The 17,711-nt window shown below is 73.5% G+C and carries 19 protein-coding genes; 6 read left to right on the forward strand and 13 right to left on the reverse strand.

Features of this window, described 5'->3' with window-relative positions:
- Positions 1 to 93: 93 nt before the first annotated feature.
- Together ACMXN5_RS40125 and ACMXN5_RS40130 are read right to left on the reverse strand one after the other, a co-directional pair.
- On the reverse strand, positions 94 to 378 hold the full coding sequence (locus tag ACMXN5_RS40125) for a hypothetical protein (protein ID WP_439679820.1): 285 nt from the start codon (positions 376 to 378) through the stop codon (positions 94 to 96).
- A 127-nt stretch (positions 379 to 505) separates the two neighbouring features.
- Positions 506 to 766 (reverse strand): DUF3099 domain-containing protein, encoded by a 261-nt coding sequence (locus ACMXN5_RS40130; protein WP_395793099.1) that lies wholly within the window; start codon positions 764 to 766, stop codon positions 506 to 508.
- 187 nt (positions 767 to 953) lie between these two features.
- On the opposite strand from ACMXN5_RS40130, the gene ACMXN5_RS40135 reads away from it, so the two are divergent.
- A complete protein-coding gene (locus ACMXN5_RS40135; RefSeq protein ID WP_439679821.1) occupies positions 954 to 1,328 on the forward strand; it encodes a hypothetical protein in 375 nt (124 codons plus the stop codon).
- Between the two features lie 45 nt (positions 1,329 to 1,373).
- Here the strand turns inward: ACMXN5_RS40135 and ACMXN5_RS40140 are convergent, their stop codons facing one another.
- The 3 genes from ACMXN5_RS40140 to ACMXN5_RS40150 form a co-directional block, all read right to left on the reverse strand.
- Positions 1,374 to 1,994, reverse strand: a complete 621-nt coding sequence (locus ACMXN5_RS40140; RefSeq protein WP_439679822.1) for a cyclodeaminase/cyclohydrolase family protein — start codon at positions 1,992 to 1,994, stop codon at positions 1,374 to 1,376.
- Positions 1,995 to 2,090: 96 nt separating this feature from the next.
- Positions 2,091 to 2,918, reverse strand: a complete 828-nt coding sequence (locus ACMXN5_RS40145; RefSeq protein WP_439679823.1) for a PP2C family protein-serine/threonine phosphatase — start codon at positions 2,916 to 2,918, stop codon at positions 2,091 to 2,093.
- Positions 2,919 to 2,968: 50 nt separating this feature from the next.
- Positions 2,969 to 3,721, reverse strand: a complete 753-nt coding sequence (locus tag ACMXN5_RS40150; protein WP_439679824.1) for a metallophosphoesterase — start codon at positions 3,719 to 3,721, stop codon at positions 2,969 to 2,971.
- Between the two features lie 103 nt (positions 3,722 to 3,824).
- Between ACMXN5_RS40150 and ACMXN5_RS40155 the strand changes: the two genes are divergently transcribed.
- Positions 3,825 to 5,315, forward strand: a complete 1,491-nt coding sequence (locus tag ACMXN5_RS40155; protein ID WP_439679825.1) for a PLP-dependent aminotransferase family protein — start codon at positions 3,825 to 3,827, stop codon at positions 5,313 to 5,315.
- 300 nt (positions 5,316 to 5,615) lie between these two features.
- Positions 5,616 to 6,407 carry a hypothetical protein gene (locus ACMXN5_RS40160; RefSeq protein ID WP_439679826.1) on the forward strand — a complete coding sequence of 264 codons (792 nt, stop codon included), beginning with the start codon at positions 5,616 to 5,618 and terminating at the stop codon, positions 6,405 to 6,407.
- 25 nt (positions 6,408 to 6,432) lie between these two features.
- Here the strand turns inward: ACMXN5_RS40160 and ACMXN5_RS40165 are convergent, their stop codons facing one another.
- From ACMXN5_RS40165 to ACMXN5_RS40190, 6 genes are all read right to left on the reverse strand, one after another.
- Positions 6,433 to 7,302, reverse strand: coding sequence for a pentapeptide repeat-containing protein (locus tag ACMXN5_RS40165; RefSeq protein ID WP_439679827.1), 870 nt, complete (start codon positions 7,300 to 7,302; stop codon positions 6,433 to 6,435).
- A 111-nt stretch (positions 7,303 to 7,413) separates the two neighbouring features.
- Positions 7,414 to 9,585, reverse strand: a complete 2,172-nt coding sequence (locus ACMXN5_RS40170; protein WP_439679828.1) for a UvrD-helicase domain-containing protein — start codon at positions 9,583 to 9,585, stop codon at positions 7,414 to 7,416.
- A 78-nt stretch (positions 9,586 to 9,663) separates the two neighbouring features.
- The gene (locus ACMXN5_RS40175; protein WP_439679829.1) at positions 9,664 to 10,113 is read right to left on the reverse strand and encodes a DUF4440 domain-containing protein; all 450 of its coding nucleotides are present in this window, start codon (positions 10,111 to 10,113) and stop codon (positions 9,664 to 9,666) included.
- Positions 10,114 to 10,163: 50 nt separating this feature from the next.
- The gene (locus ACMXN5_RS40180) at positions 10,164 to 10,691 is read right to left on the reverse strand and encodes a copper chaperone PCu(A)C (protein WP_439679830.1); all 528 of its coding nucleotides are present in this window, start codon (positions 10,689 to 10,691) and stop codon (positions 10,164 to 10,166) included.
- Positions 10,688 to 12,970 (reverse strand): heavy metal translocating P-type ATPase, encoded by a 2,283-nt coding sequence (locus tag ACMXN5_RS40185; protein ID WP_439679831.1) that lies wholly within the window; start codon positions 12,968 to 12,970, stop codon positions 10,688 to 10,690. Before ACMXN5_RS40185 ends, ACMXN5_RS40180 begins: the two co-directional genes overlap by 4 nt.
- Positions 12,967 to 13,359 carry a hypothetical protein gene (locus ACMXN5_RS40190; RefSeq protein WP_439679832.1) on the reverse strand — a complete coding sequence of 131 codons (393 nt, stop codon included), beginning with the start codon at positions 13,357 to 13,359 and terminating at the stop codon, positions 12,967 to 12,969. Before ACMXN5_RS40190 ends, ACMXN5_RS40185 begins: the two co-directional genes overlap by 4 nt.
- 238 nt (positions 13,360 to 13,597) lie before the next feature.
- Between ACMXN5_RS40190 and ACMXN5_RS40195 the strand changes: the two genes are divergently transcribed.
- Together ACMXN5_RS40195 and ACMXN5_RS40200 are read left to right on the forward strand one after the other, a co-directional pair.
- Positions 13,598 to 14,404 (forward strand): hypothetical protein, encoded by an 807-nt coding sequence (locus ACMXN5_RS40195; protein ID WP_439679833.1) that lies wholly within the window; start codon positions 13,598 to 13,600, stop codon positions 14,402 to 14,404.
- Positions 14,405 to 14,910: 506 nt separating this feature from the next.
- The gene (locus tag ACMXN5_RS40200) at positions 14,911 to 15,630 is read left to right on the forward strand and encodes a sigma-70 family RNA polymerase sigma factor (protein ID WP_439681381.1); all 720 of its coding nucleotides are present in this window, start codon (positions 14,911 to 14,913) and stop codon (positions 15,628 to 15,630) included.
- A gap of 67 nt (positions 15,631 to 15,697) precedes the next feature.
- Here ACMXN5_RS40200 and ACMXN5_RS40205 read toward each other — a convergent pair whose 3' ends face one another.
- A complete protein-coding gene (locus ACMXN5_RS40205; RefSeq protein ID WP_439679834.1) occupies positions 15,698 to 16,000 on the reverse strand; it encodes a hypothetical protein in 303 nt (100 codons plus the stop codon).
- A 138-nt stretch (positions 16,001 to 16,138) separates the two neighbouring features.
- Complete coding sequence (locus ACMXN5_RS40210) at positions 16,139 to 16,534, reverse strand: RidA family protein (RefSeq protein WP_395793069.1); 396 nt, start codon at positions 16,532 to 16,534, stop codon at positions 16,139 to 16,141.
- A 133-nt stretch (positions 16,535 to 16,667) separates the two neighbouring features.
- Between ACMXN5_RS40210 and ACMXN5_RS40215 the strand changes: the two genes are divergently transcribed.
- The gene (locus ACMXN5_RS40215; protein ID WP_439679835.1) at positions 16,668 to 17,639 is read left to right on the forward strand and encodes a helix-turn-helix transcriptional regulator; all 972 of its coding nucleotides are present in this window, start codon (positions 16,668 to 16,670) and stop codon (positions 17,637 to 17,639) included.
- Positions 17,640 to 17,711 lie beyond the last annotated feature (72 nt).

The following is a 17,711-nucleotide window of genomic DNA, read 5'->3' on the forward strand; positions in this document are numbered from 1 at the left end:
CGCGCGATCGGGCCCGGCCCGGCCGCTCGGCCACCGACCCTACTGCGCGGTTGCCGCTCTCCCGCCGAACCACGCCCATCCGGCGCGCCCGGTTCAGCGCACGTCGCCGAGCGGGCCGAGCATCAGGTCCAGGAGCGGGCGGGATCGGTCGAACGCCTGGTGCGCCTGGTCCGGGTAGAGGGCGGCGAGGCCCGCCGCGACCACGACGAGGAGCAGCAGGAGCAGCCCCTGTCGGGCGGCCCGGCCGACTCGGCGCACCCCGCCCGGGTCGACGCGCTCGCCCGGGATCGTGTGCTCTGCGGGGATCGTTCGGTCGAGCAGGTCGTCCCGCGGTGTCGCGCCCCGTCGTGCCGCCTGTATGCCCGCGTTGCCGGCCATGTCCGTCCTTCCCCCCACACCCCGCGCGTTCGCGGGTCGTCGGGAGGGACGGACCGGGAGGGGGCGATGGTTCGTCGCCTTCCGGGTTGTCACCGCGTCGGAACCGATCCGTGACCGACGGGGCGCGTCACTCGTCCCACCAGCGGTCGCCCCGCTCGCGGCGATTGGCCACGATCGCGGCGAACGGGGGGATCGCCATCGCGACGATCGTCATGCCGGCGGCGGCCGGGAACGACCAGCGGTAGACCACCGTGCCGGCGAGCAGGAACAGCACCAGGCACACGCCCATCATCACGAAGTAGCGCTTGCGGCGGCGGCGCTGGGACGGGACCGGCCCGTTCGGGGTGGCACCCCCGGGACCCGGGCCGCCCGGGTCGTTGGTGCTCATGCCTTCACGGTACGACTTGTCGAGGCAAGACGACGGGGACGCCGCGACGGCCGCCACGGTGGGCCGATGCCCGGGAGTTACCCAGGAATGACAATATTGGTATAGACCTCTGGGGTGGGGAAGGTGTTCACTTGCGCTCAGGCGGGACCGCGGGTCCGTGCCGATCGCCGGAAAGGAATCAGTCGCCATGACGACCGTCTCCCCTCCGCACGTCGGCGCGCCGGTCGCTTACCTGCGGTGCTACCCGCGTGACCCGTGGGAGATGGCCGCCCACCGCAACGCGCTGACGGCGTACGCGCAGGGCATCGGGCTGAGTCGGCCGGTGGTGTGTTTGGACAACGGTGTCTCCTCGCGTGAGGAACGACCCGCCCTCGAACAACTGCTGGTCCATGTGCTGGCCGGCGCGGTCCGGATCGTCCTGATCCCCGGCCTGTGGGTCTTCTCGCTCGACCCCGAGCGGGCACGCGCCATCGCGGATCGGTTCATCGGCGCCGGCGCCCAGATCATCGACCTCCCGGGCCGCTGGCACGAGCACGAGGGACGCCGCGTCGCGAGGTGGTGAGGCGATCGGGGCGGCGCCGGAACCGGCCCCGCCCCGATCGCCGCCTCAGCCGGATACCACCGCCCGCACCGCCTTGGTGACCTCGTCGGCGCGGGTCGTGATGTCGTCCACGCGGGCGGTCTGCGCGGCGAGTTCGGCGCGGACCTGTTCGTCCCTGATGCTGTTGAGGTTGACCTCGATGTTCACCCTGGACGTGGTCGCCGCCGCCCGCGCCGCCTCGACCGCCGCGGCCACGTCGGTGATCACCGTCTGATTCGCGATCGGCAGCAGTTTCTCGGCCAGTTCGACACACGCCGAGGCCAGGACGATCACCTCGGCCGGCGGCTTGGCCGCGCCGACCAGCGCGACGGCCACGGTCGCCGACCGGTCGGAGACCTCCTTGGCGGTCTCCCGGGGCAGCTTGTACGCCTCCGTCACCGCGGTGAACGCGGCCGCGTCCGCCTCGGCCAAGCGCAGTGCCATGGCCCGCAGTTCGTCGGTCAGCGAGATCACCTCGGCGATCGACGTGGCGTGCTCGGTGTACTGCTCGCCCGTGGTGTAGCGGGCCACCATCCCGAGCAGCGCGGTGGCCTGCGCGATGTGCAGCGCGGCCGCCGCGCCGCCGCCGGGCGCCGGCACCCGGTCGGCGAGCCGGGCCAGGTATTCGCCGATCTTCTCGTCCTGCATGGGAGTTCGTCCTTCGCTCGGGGGCGACTGCCGCATGTCCGGGAATCCTCGCACGAATCCGGGCCGTGTTCGGTGCCGACGGCAACCCTCACGCGGTCAGTGTGTCGACCCCGCCGCCGACTCCTCCACGCGGAGCACGATCGCGGTCGCGTTGTCGTGGCCGCCCGCGTCCAGGGTCGCGGTGAGCAGGCGCTCGACGATTCCCGCGGGCTCCCCCGGCGCGGCGAGCAGTCGGCCGAGCGTGCGGTAGTCCACCTGTTCGGCGACACCGTCGGTGCACAGCAGGTACACGTCGCCCGGACGCAACGTCACGTTGAGCACGTCCGGTTCGGGCCGACCCGGGTGCCCGAGATAGCGGCCGAGTCGATAACGCGCGGCGGCGGCCTGCGGCGAGTCGGCCGGGTACCAGCCGTAGACGGCGCCCAACCACGCCTCGGTGTGATCCACCGTCAGCAACTCGAGGTATCCGGCCCGCAGGCGATACACGCGCGAATCGCCGATCTGGACCAGCCATGCGGCGCCCTCCGGGTCGCTCGCCGCGCCCGCGTCGGCGACCAGCGCGGTGAGCGTGCAGCCGGTGACCCCGTCCAGGTCGCGGGCCGCGGCCAGCACCCGGTCCTGGACGGCGGCCACGCCCGCCCGCAACGCCGCCGGGTCCGCCGCGCCGCCCCCGTGCACGGCGCGGCGGACCGTCTCGGTGAACCCGGTCATGGTGATCCGTCCGGCCGCCGTGCTCCCGGGCCCGTCGCCCATGCCGTCGACCACGGCGGCCAGGCGCAGGTCCGGGTCCAGGCCGAACACGTCGAAGTTGGCCCGATACCGGGTGCCGACCACGCTGCCCGCCGCCGCGAGCACCCGCGCCGGGCCCGCCGTGAAACCGACCCCGCCCGCGCCCCCCGGGTCCTGCCGGCGTCGTTCGAACATGAGCGGCCCCCTTCGCTCCGATTGGCGTACCGTGGCACGCTATCGGGCGATCAGACCACGGTGCGGAAATGTGTGGTGAGCCGGCCGGCGTCGTCCAGGATGTGGAATGCGAGCGCGGGCGGGATGTCCACGTCGACGAACGGCGCGTCCTCGTCGGCGCGCTCCCACGGCAGGTTGACGGTGGAGACCACGCCCGGCGCGACGATCAACGGCTTGCCGGCGAACGTGGTGGCCGCGGGCGTGTGCGCATGCCCGCACAGCAGTCCGGCCACGTTGGGCCGGTCGGCGACCACGGCGGCGAGGCGGTCCGCGCCGAACTGGCGGATCGCGTCGATGGTCGGAATGCCCAACTCCACCGGCGGGTGGTGGAACGCCACGAACACCGGTACGGAGGACGGGGTTTCGTCCAGCACCCCGGTCAACCAGGTCAGCGTCTCGTCGGGGATCAGACCGTCGTCGCGGCCCGGGATCGACGAGTCGCACAGCGCGTACACCGCGCGCTCCGTGCGATGCACCCGGTTGATCGGGGCGTCGTCGGCGGGCTCGTCGAGCAGCCCCTTCCGGAAGGGGCCGCGTACGTCGTGGTTGCCGGGCAGGATCAGCAGCGGGTGCCGGGACGCCAACACCGCGCGGGCCTCGTCGTATTCGGCGGGCAGGCCGTGGTCCACGATGTCGCCGGTGACCAGGACCGCGTCCAGGTCGAAGGGGAGCGTGTTCAGGTGCTCCATCGTCGCGCGGGTGCGCTTGGCGGCCCGCCGGCTGCCGTCGAGGTGGGTGTCACTGAGATGCGCGAACACGATCATCGGGCGGGTCCTTGAGGGCGAGGGGAAACGTTGTTCCGGTGTAGCCGGTCGTGATGACGTAGACGCTACGCGGGCTACCGGACCAGGGTTAAGATCCAGTGAAATGCCGAAGGATTGGTCCAGTTTCGTGGGCGCGGTGGGCGCGGTGGGCGCGGTGGGCGAAGTGGGTGAGGCGGCCGGTGGGCCCGGCGCGGGCGGTGTGGCCGCCGCGATCGACCTGCACGTCGACGTGGACACCGCCGAGGGCCGCAGGGTCGGTCTGGAGCGGGCCCTGCGGGCGGCGATCCGCGGCGGGCGGCTGGCGCCCGGTGCCGCGCTGCCGTCCACGCGCGGGCTCGCCGCCGACCTGGGCTTCGCGCGCGGGACGGTCACCGCGGCCTACGACCAGCTGGTCGCCGAAGGGTTCCTGATCGCCCGTCAGGGAGCCGCCACCCGGGTCGCAGACCTGCCCGGGCCGGCCGGACCGGAGACCTCACACGGCGCGCCGGAGGCCGGCGCGCCCCGGTTCGACCTGCGCCCCGGCCTGCCGGACGTATCGGCCTTCCCGACCGCCGCGTGGCTGCGCGCCACCCGCCGGGTACTCACCACCGCCGCGCCGCTCGCGGTGCACGGCGTCGGCGATCCGCAGGGCCGGCTCGAACTGCGCACCGCGCTGGCCGAACACCTCGGCCGTACTCGAGGCGTGCTGACCACGCCCGATCGCATCGTGATCACCACGGGCTTCTACCAGTCGATCGGGCTGCTCGCGAGCGTCCTGGCCGAGGCCGGGGTGCGTGCGGTGGGGATGGAGGACCCCGGGCACAACGTGTATCGGGACGTGATCCGCCGCGCCGGGCCGGCGGTGGTGCCACTGCCCGTGGATGCCGAGGGCGCGCGCTTCGAGCGGCTGGCCGATCCGGCGCTGGGCGCGGTGGTGTTGACGCCGGCGCACCAGTATCCGACGGGTGTGCCGTTGCGACCCGGACGCCGGCACCGGGTGTGCGCGTGGGCGCGGGCGAGTGGCGCGTTGATCGTCGAGGACGACTACGACGGCGAGTTCCGCTACGACCGGCAGCCCGTCGGCGCGTTGCAGGGCATGGCGCCGGAGCATGTGGCGTATTGCGGGTCGGTGTCCAAGACGTTGGGGCCGGGGCTGCGGCTGGCCTGGCTGGCCCTGCCCGGACACCTGGTCGAACCGGTGGTGCGGGCCAAGCACCGGGCCGACTGGCACACCCAGGGGTTGGGCCAGTCGGTGCTGGCGGATCTGCTGAACCGGCACGACTACGAGCGGCACGTGCGCGCGGCCCGGCTGAGCTATCGCCGTCGACGGGAACTCCTCGTGCGCCGCTTCGGCACCGAACGGGCGGCTTTCGGGCGGGAGTTCCGCGGTGTGCCGGCCGGGCTGCATGTACTGATGACGCTGCCGCCGGGCGGCCCGGACGAGGACCTGGTGCTCGCGCGCGCCGCGGCGTGCGGGATGGCACTGCGCGGCGTACGGGAGTTGTGGCACGGGCCGGCCCCCGAGGAGGGCATCCTCGTCGGGTTCGCGGCCTCGCCCGGACACGCCTGGCCGGGCACGCTGGACGCGCTGGCGGAGGTGCTGCGGGCGGCGTGAACCGGGGGTGCGCTCGACGTGCGCTCGACGCGCGCCATGCGTGCGCCCGGCGGGAAACGGTGACGCGGAAGATCCATGGGGTAACCCAGGGTGTCGCATCCATGGAGCAAACCGGGGGTCGGCTGATACCTTGAAGCACGCGGACAAGGTGCGGCTTCATTCATAAAGCGCCTTTCTCGTCCCCGAGATTCCGCCGGCTCGTGCTTCGGTTCGTTTCCTCCTGCCCCTTTCTGTTCGGCCCTCTGGCTCGACGTGCGGTTCGACGTGGCGGTTCGACTTGCGACAGCAGGAGGCGGCCCGATGAACATTTCCGACGAGGAACGACGTGCCTTCACCGAGCACGATCTGCGCGTGTTGTCGACCGCGGACCCGGATGCCGACCCGGCCGCCGCACGCCTGGCCTGGGCGCACCTGGGCGACGAGTTGGGCCGGGCCCTGTGCGACCGGTACGAGCACGGGCCGAGCGCGCACGCGGAGCTGCTCGTATCGCAGGACCGCTGCCCGGCGCGGACCGCGATCGTGCTGCGTGCCCGGGCCCGGGACATCCGCGGGCGGGTCCTCGGGCATCGGGCGGCGGTGGGCCGGGCGTTTCGGGTGCTGGAGTCGGCGTGCCGGGGCGACGGCCGGCACCGCCGGACGGAGGCGTTGATCGCCCTGTCGTTGGCCGCCGGTCAGGCCCGCTGCCTGGGCAACCGCCTCACTCCGCTCCCGACCCTCGTCCCCTCGCGGCCGGGCGTACTCGCCGAGGCCCTGGGCACCGCACTGGCCGACAGCGGCCGCGCCCTGGACGCCGCCCAGCAACGCCTCCGCGAATCGGCCGAGCCGGGCCGAACGATCCCTGCCGCGGCGGCCCTTGCGGCGGCGGGCTCCGCGGCCCGCCTCGCCTCGTGCCTGGAGGAGGAGATCCGCGCCGAGCCCGTCGACGCCTCCGACACCGACCTGTCCCGGGTCGACCACCTGGACATTCCCGTGCTGGCGGGCGTCATCTGGTCCCGCACCACCGTCTGGCCGGACACCCTGGCCGCCCTGATCCGCTCCCACTCCAACCGGGTGGCGCCGGGTATCTACCAGATCCGCAGGACCTACCCGTGAGCGTGCGCCGGCGGGTGAGGGTGTTTCACCGGGTCTGCGTCCAGTGGGCGGGGTGGGTGTAGGCGGCGGGCAGTTTGGTTCGGGGGTTGCCCTTGGCGGCGTCGAGTTGGGACTGGGTCAGGTAGAGGGCGTCGCGCAGGTCGGCGTCGCGCAGGTCCGCGTCGCGGAAGTCCGCGCCGATCACGTCGGCCAGGCGCAGGTCGGCTCCGCGCAGGTCGGCGCCGATCAGGTACGCCCCGCGCAGGTTCGCGCCGCGCAGGTCGATGCCCCCCAGGCGGGCCCCCATCAGGTCCGCGCCCCGGCGGTCCTTCCTGCGGCCCGGGACGGCCGCGCGGGTCAGTTCGCTCGCGCGCAGGAGCAGCGGGTTGTACCGCTGCCGCAGCGCCATGATGTCGACCCGCAGCAGGTCGGCGGGGCTGCCCAGGGTCAGCTGCTCGGTCTCGTCGTAGGCGGCGCCGAGGTCGGCGTGTACCGGGTGTGCGGCCGGCAGGGACAGCGCCTCGTTCAGGTAGCGCAGCAGTTCGTGCAGGTCACGCATGACCGGGAAGACCCGGAACATCTGCTGCGCGGTGTGCGGCGCCCGGCGCCAGTCCCGGCCGGCGTAGGTGACCTGGGCGACCTTCTGGCCCGCGCCGAAGCAGTCGTAGACGGTGCAGCCCGTGAAGCCGATCGTGCGCAGGCGGGTGTGTACGCCGCAGCCGAAGTCGTCGGTGCGCAGGTTCGGGCAGGGGCGGCCGGCGGGCTTGTCGATGGCGAAGTCGGCCGAGGCGGCGAAGGCGGGCGCGACGCAGCACAGCGCGAAGCAGTTCGCGCAGTCGGCGCGCAGGGCCTGGGCACGCCCGTCGACGAGGACCGGGTCGGGGCCGGGTGCTGCGGGCTCGCGCTGCTCGGGCACGGTGCGGGGACTCCTGACGGGGCGGGGGAGCCGGGCGAGGGGGACGCGGTCGGCTCGGGGCGATCCGTCCATTGTCCCCGATCGGCCCCGGTGACCGTGTCGGGGCAGTGCTTACCGGATGGGGCGGGTGGGATGACTCGGTGGAGTGGGCGGGTTCGGGGTCGAAGCGGGGGTGACGTGGCCCAGCCACAGCGTGTCGCGGGCGCGGACCATGGCGATGAACAGCCGGCGTCGGGCCGCCTCCGCGCGCTCTCGGGCCGCGAGTCCGCCTCGGTCGCCGGTGGGGTGGGCCAGGTCGTATCTCGGCAGCAGGACGTGCTTGAACTCCAACCCCTTGGCTCGGATGTAGCCGCCGACCTTGACGCCGGCGGTGGTGCGGCCCTCGTAGCGGGCCAGGGGGCATACCGGGATTCCGGCCCGTGCGAGCAGATCCGCGTAGTGGACGACGTCGGCGCCGGATCGGCACAGGACGGCGGTGTCGGGCCAGGCGCGGGGGTCGGCGAGCAGGGTGGTGAGCAGGGCGGCGTCGTGGTCGGCGGGTGAGGGGAGGTTCGCCCGGGTGACGGCGGGGTTGGGCTCGGCCGGCGTGTTTGGAGCGCGCGTCCGGTTTGCGAATTCGAGGGGGCGTGGGGCGGTGACGCGGCCGAGTGCCGGGTCCTCGTAGCCGTCCGACGCGACCACCTCGAGTGCGGCGCGGACGATGTCCGGTGCGTTGCGGTAGTTGCGGCGCAGGACGTGCGTGTGCTCGTCGGGGATCACCAGGCCCGCGTCGGCGAGGCGGAACCCGCCCGGGTAGACGGCCTGTTGGCCGTCGCCGATGAGCAACAGGCCGTTGGGCGCGTCGCCGACCAGCGTGCGCAGCAGGCGCACGCCCACCAGGGTGAGGTCCTGTACCTCGTCGACGATCACGGAGGTGTAGGGCGATGCGACCCGGGGCCGCCGGCGTGCCTGGCGCAGGGCGGCGGTCAGGACGTCGTTGAAGTCGGAGATGCCTTCGGCGCGCAGTAGTTGCTCGTAGCGCCGGTACAACCGCCATACCGCGTCGTGGTCTCCGGCGCGGGTCAGTCGGGTTCGGCGGCCGGGGCGGGGCAGGCGGGCGTACTCGGCGGAGGTCTCGATGCCTCGGCCCTTGATCAGGTGGTCGATCTCCTGGCGCCAGTAGGCGGGGGACGCGGCGATGCGGGTGAGGCGTTCGTGGGTGCGGGTCTCTCGGGTCTCGGTTCGGGTTTCGGACCAGGCTCGGTCGAAGGCGGCCGCGGCGCGGGCGGCGTCGAGGCCGGGGGGTCGGGCGCCGTGTTCGTCGAGGAAGCGCAGGGCCCAGGAGTGAATGGTGTGGAAGTCCACCCGATCCACCGCGACCGGCGCCAGGTCGGCCAGGAACGTGCGTTGTACGCGGGGCAGGTTCGCGGTGAAGGTCACGTACAGAACCCGGCCCGCGCCGTGTTGGGCCAGGTAGGCGGCCCGATGCAGGCCGACCACGGTCTTGCCGGTCCCGGCCGGGCCGGTGATCCGCGCGGGGCCGGGCCAGTCGGCGCGGACCAGGTCGCACTGGCCGGGGTCGAGGTAGGTCATCCACCGCTCGATCGGCCCGAGTCGGGCGGCGCGCAGCGTGGCGGCGGCGAACTCGCGCGGATCGAACGCCCCGTCGCGCGGCCCGGGCGGCACCGGGTCGACGGGTGCCCGGACGGTGTCCTCGTACGCCGGGAACACCCGCGCCAGCCGGTCCGCGATCGCCGCCACGGCGCCCGGGTCGAGGCGGGCCGGGAGGGCTGCCAGATCCGGCCCGACCTGCGCCTCGCCGAGCAGCCGGATCCGGCCGAGGACGGCGTCGACCCGGTGGCCGGCGAACACCATCAGCGGCTGCACCGCCACGGGCGAGATGCCCAGCGGCCCCACCGCCTCCTCGGCGATTCGGGTGATCGCCAACAGCTTCGCCGCCTCGTCGTCCCGGGCCCGCTCGCCCGCGAACAGATGCCCGTCCGCGACCCGTGGGGCGTCGCGCCAGTTCTTGACGTCGACCACGTGGATCCCGCCGGGCCCGACCAGCACCAGGTCGACGTTGGCCGCCCGAGTGCCGGGCCAACGTCGGTCGGCCAGCAGCCGCCATCCGTAGCCGAGCAACAGCAACAGGTGCGCCACGACCCGCTGTTCGGCCGCCGACGCGGCCTCGAACCGCAGCGCCGTCCGACGGGCGGCCACCCACTCCCGCCGCAACTCCCGCTCCCGTGCCCGCGCATCGCGCGCGAGCCGGGCCAACGACCCACCCGCATCCACAGCTCGCATCGCACCCGCCCCCCGCTGCGCTCCCGGGCGGCGCCGGCTTTCGGGCGGGCCGCTCGCAGATCACGTCGCACGTCCATGCTAATCCGGCTCGATGCCTGAAGACACGCGCCAGTGGCTGGTGCCGGCGGAGGTGGGCGTGGCCTGGTGGAAGTACATTCGCCAGCCCTCCGGGGAGTGGCGCCACAGGGAACTGCGGAGGGTGTGCCGGTCGGTGGACTCGGTTCGAAAGGTCAGGTGGACCAGGTTCGGGGCCAGGAGGGTGCCGGACATCGCGGACACGGTCGTTCGGATCGGCTCCTCGGTGGCCAGGGCCTCGAGGGTGCTGTCGCGGTCCCAGCGGCGTCCGGAGCGTCCGAACTCCACGAAGTCGGGGTCGAGAAGTGCGGACACGGCTTTTCGGGAGCGTCGTACGGCGGGATCGAGCAGTTGCAGCTCGCCGGTGACGGCGGCTCGGATCGCGGATTCGTGGTCGGCTTGGGCTTGGGCTGGGGTCGCGGTTGTGGCTTCGGCTGCGGCTTCGTCGGTCATTGGGCGAGTTTGGACCATCTCATCGGGGATGACCGACCGGTTTTTTCGGGTCAGGAGGTGCGGGCGGGGGTCCAGGTGCCCGGTCGGATCACTACGGCGGTGGTGTGGATCGGGGGGCTGTGGCGGAAGTGGAGGGTGAAGGGGATGGTTTGGCCGGGAGTGAGTTTGGGGGGTGTGCCGAGCATGATGTTCGCGCCGCTCGCGGTCATGCCGAGCAGGCCGTTGGCCGGGATCGGCAGGGCCTTGGTCATCCACATGCGGCCGGCGTAGCCCGTGTAGGTGTGGAAGCTGAAGCCGACGTCGGTGGTGATGGGGGTGCTGACGGAGACGAGTTCGTCGTTGGCGTCGCCGGTGTTGCGGATGGTGAAGTAGGCGGAGGTGGCGTCGGCGTTGGTGGCCAGGTGTACCCGACCGTCGCTGATGGAGAGCCTGGGTGCGGTACCGGCGCGGCCGGTCGCGGTCCAGACGGTGAGCAGGGTCAGCGCGAGGGCGGCGGCCAGGACGGGGCCGGCGACGGACTTCAACGCGGCCAGGGCCTTCGGTACGAACGGGGGCTTCGGCGCGGTCAGGGGCTTCATGTCCGGTTCCGCTTCGCGTCGTCGGGGCGGCCGGCCCGGAAACGGGTCAGCCGGAGGCTGTTGGTGACCACCGCGAGCGAGCTGACCGACATCGCGGCGGCGGCGAGCATGGGGTTGAGCAGCCCGGTCACCGCGATCGGGATCAGTACCGCGTTGTAGCCGAACGCCCAGCCGAGGTTGGCCCGGATCGTCCCGGTCGTGCGCCGGGAGAGCCGGATCGCGTCGGCCAGCGCGCCCAGGTCGTCGCGCACCAGCGTCACGTCGGCGACGCCGATCGCCGCCGCCGTGCCGCCGCCCATGCCGATGCCCAGGTCCGCCTCGCCGAGCGCGATCGTGTCGTTGATGCCGTCGCCGACCACCGCGACGGCCCGTCCGGGCTGGTCCTGCCGCAGGCCGCGGACGAGTTCGGCCTTGTCGTGCGGGTCCAACTCGCTCAGCACCTCGTCGATCCCGACCGCGTCGGCCACCGCCCGGGCCGGCCCCGGCCGATCGCCCGTGGCCAGGACCACCGTGACGCCGAGCCGATCGAGCGCCCGGATCGCGGCGGCGGCCTCCGGGCGTACCGAGTCGCCCAGGACCAGCACCCCCGCCGGCACGCCGTTGACCGTCGCGACGACCGCGGTGTCCCCGGCGGCGTCCGCCTCGGACAGCGCCGCCCGCAGGCCGGCGGGCAGCGCCGTGACGTCCTCGACGCCCGGGCGCAGGACGGCCACCCGTGAGCCGTCCACCAGGCCGCGGACGCCGATTCCGGGCTCCGAGGCGAAGTCGGCGACCGGCGGCAGCGTGCCCGCGCGCTCGGTGGCGGCGCGGGTGAGGGCCCGGCCGATCGGGTGCCCGGACGCGGACTCGACCGCGCCCACCCGGGCGAGCAGTTCGCCCGGGTCGACGTCGGGCGCGGCCACGCAGCGCAGCAGGCTCATGCCGCCGGTGGTCAGCGTGCCGGTCTTGTCGACCACGACGGTGCCCACGCGGCGCAGGCGTTCCAGGGCGGCGGGTTCGCGGATCAGTACGCCGAGCCGCGCGCCGCGCCCGGTGGCGGCCAGGATCGCGGTGGGTGTGGCCAGGCCGAGGGCGCACGGGCAGGCCACCACCAGGACGGCCATGGTCGCACCGGCCGCGGCCTGCGGGTCGCCGCCGGCGCCGAGCCAGAAGCCGAGCACGGTCACGGCCGTGGCCAGTACGGACGGGACGAACACGCCCGCGATGCGGTCGGCGAGCCGCTGTGCGCCGGTCTTGCCGGCCTGGGCCTCCTCCACCGCGGCGGTGATCCGGGCGAGGCGGGTGTCCGCACCGACGGCGGTGGCCCTCGCGGTGATCCGGCCGCCCTCGTTGACGCTGCCGCCGGGCACCTGGTCGTCGGGGCCGACCTCCATCGGGCGGCTTTCCCCGGTCAGGTGGGACACGTCGAGCGCGGAGCGGCCGTCGACCACGACGCCATCGGCGGGCACCCGGTCGCCGGGCCGGACCACGAAGACCTGACCGACCGTCAGGGACGCGGTCGGCACGGTCACCTCGACCGTCTTCCCGCCGGGCCCCGGGTGCAGGACGGCGACCCGGTCCGGGACGAGCGCGGCCAACTCGCGCAGCGCGGAGCCGGTCCGGGTCCGGGCCCGGTCCTCCAACCGGCGGCCCAGCAGGACGAACAGCGGCACGGCGACGGCGACTTCGAGGTACATGTGCGCCTCGTCGCCGGCGGCGGGCGGCAGCAGGGTGAAGGGCATCCGCATCCCGGGCTCGCCGGCGCCGCCGCCGAACAGGGCCCACAGGGACCAGCCGAACGCGGCGAGTACGCCGAGGCTGACCAGGGTGTCCATGGTCGCGCCCGCGTAGCGCAGCCCGTGCAGGGCCCGACGATGGAACGGCCAGGCCCCCCACGTGGCCACCGGCGCGGCCAGCGTCAGGCACAACCACTGCCAGTTGGTGAACTGCCACGCGGGCACCATCGACAGGACCAGTACGGGCAGCGCCAGTGCGGCCACGATCAGGAGGTTGCGCCGACCGGGGTCGATCGCCTCGGCGGCCGGGCCGGTCGCGGCGGCGCCGGCGGAATCCGGGCCGGCCACGGTCGCCTCGTAGCCGGCGGCGGTGATGGCCGCGAGGAGGTCGATCACCGGCAGGGACGCGGGGTGTACGACGCGGGCCCGGCCGGTGGCGAGGTTGACCGTGGCGGTGACGCCGTCGAGCCGGGCCAGCCGACGCTCGACCCGATTCACGCAGGCGCCGCAGGTCATGCCGGAGACGGTCACGTCGGTGGTGATCGGTCGGGTCGAGGTGGTCACAGGGCGGCGCCCGAGGTGCGGAGGCGGCCGTCGGGTTCGCCCAGGCCCATCCGGCCGTGCCCGCCGCCCTCCTCGCCCATCTTGACCGGCACCCCGGGCGGACCCGGCTTGCGCAGGTCGGGCGCCACCGGGCCGACCTGGCGGCCGATCGTGAACGCGACGACGAACAGGACCAGGAGCAGGCCGAGGAAGGCGAACACCGTCCCGGGCGCCGAACCGGCCCGACGCGACGTCGCCGTCGGGCGCGGAAGCAAATCCGGGGTGATCCCGGTGTCTTCGGCATTTCCGGCATCTCCGGCGACTCCGCCGATGCGCGGCCGGAACGGCGGGCGCAGGCGCAGGTGCCAGGGGCGATCCCGGGGGTCGGGTCCACCGGCGAACACGGGCATGAATCGGGCTCCAGGGATCGGTCGGCGGGCGAGGGCATCCCGGTAGTCGGCCGGCGATCATGCCTGGTTCCCGGACGACACGATCCACCCGGACTCCCGGTGGACGCTCGGGATCCGGAGTCGGGTTCGGTCCGGGTTTCGGCGGGGTTCGGGAGAAGTTCGGGAAGTGGGCGGCCACCCCCGGGTCCGATCGGCGCCCGCGAATGGGAACATGAGGCTCACCATGCCTGCCCGGTCCGTGCTTCGAGCCGTTCGCGCCGCGATGTTCGCGGTGGTCTGTGTGTTGCTCGCGCTGTTCGGGCACACCCTGATGTCCGACGCCCCGGTGCACTGGGTCGCCCCGGTCGGAGCCGGGGTCGGGATCGGCGTACTGGCCTGGGCCGTGGCCGATCGTGAACGTGGACTGGGCGCGATCACGGCCGCCGTACTGGCCGCCCAGGCCGGTCTGCATACGTTGTTCACGCTGGCTCGGCAACCGGTCGCCGAGCCGACCGGCGCGGCCCGCTTTCGATCCCAGTGGCTCCAAGTGCTGCTGTGCAACGACGACCGCCCCGGCGACGCGCCGACCCACTCGGTGGCCGAACTGCTCACCCGGATGCGGCTCGACCCGGACCTGGCCCGACAGTCCCCGGCGGCGGCCGGCTTCGGCGGGCCCGCGGCCGGCTCCGGTGGGCACCACATGGCCGGCGCCGGTTCGGGATCCGGTTCCGGTTCCGGTTCCGCGATGGGCGGGATGAACCACGACGGTGTGCTGATGTCCGTTCTGGGACACGGCGGTACCGGGATGTTCGCCGCACACGTGCTCGCCGCGCTCGGGTGCGGCCTGTGGTTGCGGCACGGCGAGAAGGCGGTCTTCCGACTGCTGCGCCTGCTCGCCACGATGGCGGGCAGCGTGGTGCTCGCGCTGGTCGGCGCCTGGACGTCGCCGATCGCCACCGGCCGCCCCGCGATGCCGAGGGCGAGCCGGCGTCGGGTACGGGCCGTCCCCAAGTGGGTCAGCCGACCGCTACCGGGTCGAGGGCCGCCGGCGGCGCTGTACGCCTGACGTCCACCGACGTCCACCGATGTGCGCTCCGGCCCACGCACGCCCGCGCGGGACGGCCGGGTCCGTCGTGCCTTCGGCGCGGTGACCTCGCCCGATCCGGGGCCTGCCCCGGGCGCGTCGGCGCCTGCGGCCGTCGTCGCATCGCGGTCGGTGGAATCAGGCGTACCGATCACCCGAGTGACACCGGTGTCGTGGCCGGGAAACGTTCCCCGGTTCTCGCGGCCAAGGTGCGATTCTTCACGCCGTTGCCGAAATATCCGTGTTCGGCCCTGTGTGTCCTCGGGTCTTCCACCGCACCGTCGTCGAGTCCGAGTCGCAGGCACCGCCGCACTCGGCTCCCGGTGCGCGCCCCTCCACCCGCTCGGCATCGATCCGCCCGGCGCCGATCGATCGCCGCCCGCACGACGAGGACGTGGACCATGTCTGCTCTCCACCCTGTCACCCGACCGGAACACCGGCCCGAACACCGGCCCGAGCACCAACTGCCGGCCCTCGCGACCACCTTGATGCTGCGCCCCCCGGCGCGCCGTACCGCTCACCCCACGCCCGACCCGTCCCGCGCATGCGAAGCCTCGCGCGGCGACCACACCGCCTCGGTGACCCCGCTCGACTCCCGCCGCTCCGGGGATCCCACGCCCGACCTCGACCTGACCGCGCGCGCCCTCGCCGGCGCGGCCGGTGACCCGGACGCCGTGGACGACTTCGTCCGGGGCACACATCGCGACGTGTGGCGCTTCGTCGCCTACCTGACCGACGTCCAGAGCGCGGACGACCTCACCCAGGAGACGTACCTGCGAGCCTGGACGGCACTGCCCCGTTTCACGGGGTCGTCCTCGGTCCGGACCTGGCTGTTGTCCATCGCCCGACGCACCGTCGTCGACCGGTATCGCGCGGCCGCCGCGCGGCCCCGTACCGCCGCCGTCGACGACTGGGTGGAAGTCGCCGAACGCCGCCAGGACATCACCCGTCCCGGCTTCGACGAGGGCCTGGCCCTCGACGACCTGTTCGGCGCGCTGCATCCGGCCCGACGCGAGGCATTCGTCCTGACCCAGGTGCTCGACTTCGGCTACGCCGAGGCGGCCGTCATCGCCGGCTGCCCGATCGGCACCGTACGCTCACGCGTCGCCAGAGCCCGAAGCGACCTGATCGCACTCCTGCGCGAGGCCGACGAAGCCGGCTACGACTCCCCGGAACCCCACCCCACCCCCCACCGCAAAGCCGGCTGACCCGCCGGAGGGCACGCCACGCAACCCGCGCGTGGCGTGCCCTCGTTCGGAGCCGGCATGGTCGGTTCTATGCCTTGCGGTCCGCGAGTGCGTACGACGCGGCGGCCACCGTTGCGGCCACCGCGAATACCGAGGGCCAGGCGCCGATCTTCTTCGCGAGTGGGTGCGAGGCGCCGAACGCGACCGTGTACAGGCCGGTCAGCGCGGCGGCGGTCGGTGTACCGGCCCGCTCCCGCCACCCCTTGGCCGCCACCGCACCCGCCGCGGCCAACACCGCGCCGCCGAGCGGTCGCCGCTTCGTAAAGCGGGCAACCGCGTACCCGCCGATCAACCCGGCGGCGGCAACGGCGGCGGAAGGCACACGAGCCATGGAACGCACTCCTCACAACGACGACGAAACCGCGGTCGATCGATGCCACCGGACACGGCGACGACCGATCGACCGCTCCGCCCACGAACCTAACCCCCCGCGATTCGCCGCCGCCCCCCGCCCGGCGCCGAGGTCGCGTCAGGCGACCGCGGTCCCCTCCAGTTCGACCATCAGGGTCGGGATCGCCAGCCGGGTCACCCCGAGCATCGTGGTGGTCGGCGCCACCCCTGCGGCGCCCAATCGTGACGCCAGCACGCCGTAGTGCCGAAAGAGCAGATCGACGTCGGTCGTGTAGACGTTGAGCCGGATCAGGTTCGCGAGGGACATGCCGGCCTCGCCGAGAACGGCCTCCAGGTTGTCGAGGGTCAGCGCCAACTGAGCCGCCATGTCCCCGTCGTGCTCGGGCTTGCCCTCCGCGCTCATCGCGGTCTGCCCGGAGCAGTACAGGGTCCGGGTGTGCCCGGAGACGACCTCTCCCTGGTTGAATCCCAGCTCCGTCGACCACGTCACCGGGTTGACTGCCGTTCGTTCCATCGCCACGTCGGCTCCATTCGCAGGTGTCGGAAGTACGTACGTCCGGCGGCCCGACGGCCGCCCCTGACGTCGTGGGAAGAGCCTCGCAATGAATCACGACATCCTTGGTCAGGTATTCCGATAAATTCTCGAGGTGCGCGCCGATCGGTTGGTTTCACTGGTGTTGTTGCTGCGGCAGCGCGGTCGGCTGACCGCCGCCACGCTGGCCGACGAGCTGGAGGTGTCCACGCGCACCGTGCTGCGCGACATCGAGGCGCTGTCCGCTGCCGGTGTCCCGGTCTACGCCGAGCGCGGCCGGCACGGCGGGTTCGTGTTGTCGCCCGGTTTCCGGACCGAGCTGACCGGGCTGAACCACGACGAGGCCCTTGCCCTCCTGGCCGCCGGATCGGGGCGCGGCGAGCAGGTGTTCGGCCTCGGGTCGGCGCTCGCCTCGGCGATGCGCAAGGTGGTCGACGCGCTGCCCGAAAGCCATCGGGCCACCGCGAACGACGCGGCGCAGCGGTTTCTCGTCGAGCCGGAGACGGACCTGCTCTCCCGCCGGTCGCCGGCCGAGGAGGTGTCCCGTACGGCGATGGTCGAGGTCCGGCGCGCGGTGCTGGCCGGACACCGGCTCCGGATCCACTACGCGCCCACCGGCCGGGAGCCGCAGTGGCGCACGGTGGACCCGATCGGCCTGGTCACCGTGCGCGATCGGGGCTATCTGCTGGCCACCCGATCCGGCGAGGACCGCACCTACCGGCTGTCCCGGGTGCTGGCCGCCGAGGAACTGCCCGAACCGGCCCGGCGGCCGAACCGGGTCGACCTGGACCGGGTCTGGCGCGAACGCTGCGCGCAGTTCCTTGCCGACGAACAATTCGCCGTACTGGTGCGGGTGAACCCGGCACGGCGGGAGGAACTGTTGGCCACCGCGCTGGCCGTGCGCGCCGAAGAGCCCGAGGCGGACGGCCGACTGCGCCTGGAAGTGACCTTCCAGGACGCCCGCCACGCCGAATGGGCCCTGTGGCGACTCGACCCGGACGCCGAGGCACTGGCGCCCCGGTCGTTGCGCACGTCCCTGCACGAGCGCGCCATGGCGGCCGCGACCCGCTACACGACCTCCCCCTGACCGTCGGCGCCGCCTTTGTCGGGGGTGGCGGGTAGTGTTCGTCGGTCGGCGGTGTTGTCGGTTGTGAGTGGT

It is taken from the genome of Embleya australiensis (assembly GCF_051903075.1).
Taxonomy (GTDB): domain Bacteria; phylum Actinomycetota; class Actinomycetes; order Streptomycetales; family Streptomycetaceae; genus Embleya.

Bases quoted from the DNA above. Each gene is read 5' to 3' on its own strand.
- ACMXN5_RS40205 (WP_439679834.1), bottom strand. From the start codon at position 16,000: ATGGCTCGTGTGCCTTCCGCCGCCGTTGCCGCCGCCGGGTTGATCGGC.
- ACMXN5_RS40200 (WP_439681381.1), top strand. From the start codon at position 14,911: ATGCTGCGCCCCCCGGCGCGCCGTACCGCTCACCCCACGCCCGACCCG.
- ACMXN5_RS40145 (WP_439679823.1), bottom strand. From the start codon at position 2,918: ATGTTCGAACGACGCCGGCAGGACCCGGGGGGCGCGGGCGGGGTCGGT.
- ACMXN5_RS40140 (WP_439679822.1), bottom strand. From the start codon at position 1,994: ATGCAGGACGAGAAGATCGGCGAATACCTGGCCCGGCTCGCCGACCGG.
- ACMXN5_RS40180 (WP_439679830.1), bottom strand. From the start codon at position 10,691: ATGAAGCCCCTGACCGCGCCGAAGCCCCCGTTCGTACCGAAGGCCCTG.
- ACMXN5_RS40135 (WP_439679821.1), top strand. From the start codon at position 954: ATGACGACCGTCTCCCCTCCGCACGTCGGCGCGCCGGTCGCTTACCTG.
- ACMXN5_RS40125 (WP_439679820.1), bottom strand. From the start codon at position 378: ATGGCCGGCAACGCGGGCATACAGGCGGCACGACGGGGCGCGACACCG.
- ACMXN5_RS40150 (WP_439679824.1), bottom strand. From the start codon at position 3,721: ATGATCGTGTTCGCGCATCTCAGTGACACCCACCTCGACGGCAGCCGG.
- ACMXN5_RS40130 (WP_395793099.1), bottom strand. From the start codon at position 766: ATGAGCACCAACGACCCGGGCGGCCCGGGTCCCGGGGGTGCCACCCCG.
- ACMXN5_RS40190 (WP_439679832.1), bottom strand. From the start codon at position 13,359: ATGCCCGTGTTCGCCGGTGGACCCGACCCCCGGGATCGCCCCTGGCAC.
- ACMXN5_RS40175 (WP_439679829.1), bottom strand. From the start codon at position 10,113: ATGACCGACGAAGCCGCAGCCGAAGCCACAACCGCGACCCCAGCCCAA.
- ACMXN5_RS40170 (WP_439679828.1), bottom strand. From the start codon at position 9,585: ATGCGAGCTGTGGATGCGGGTGGGTCGTTGGCCCGGCTCGCGCGCGAT.
- ACMXN5_RS40210 (WP_395793069.1), bottom strand. From the start codon at position 16,534: ATGGAACGAACGGCAGTCAACCCGGTGACGTGGTCGACGGAGCTGGGA.
- ACMXN5_RS40160 (WP_439679826.1), top strand. From the start codon at position 5,616: ATGAACATTTCCGACGAGGAACGACGTGCCTTCACCGAGCACGATCTG.
- ACMXN5_RS40155 (WP_439679825.1), top strand. From the start codon at position 3,825: ATGCCGAAGGATTGGTCCAGTTTCGTGGGCGCGGTGGGCGCGGTGGGC.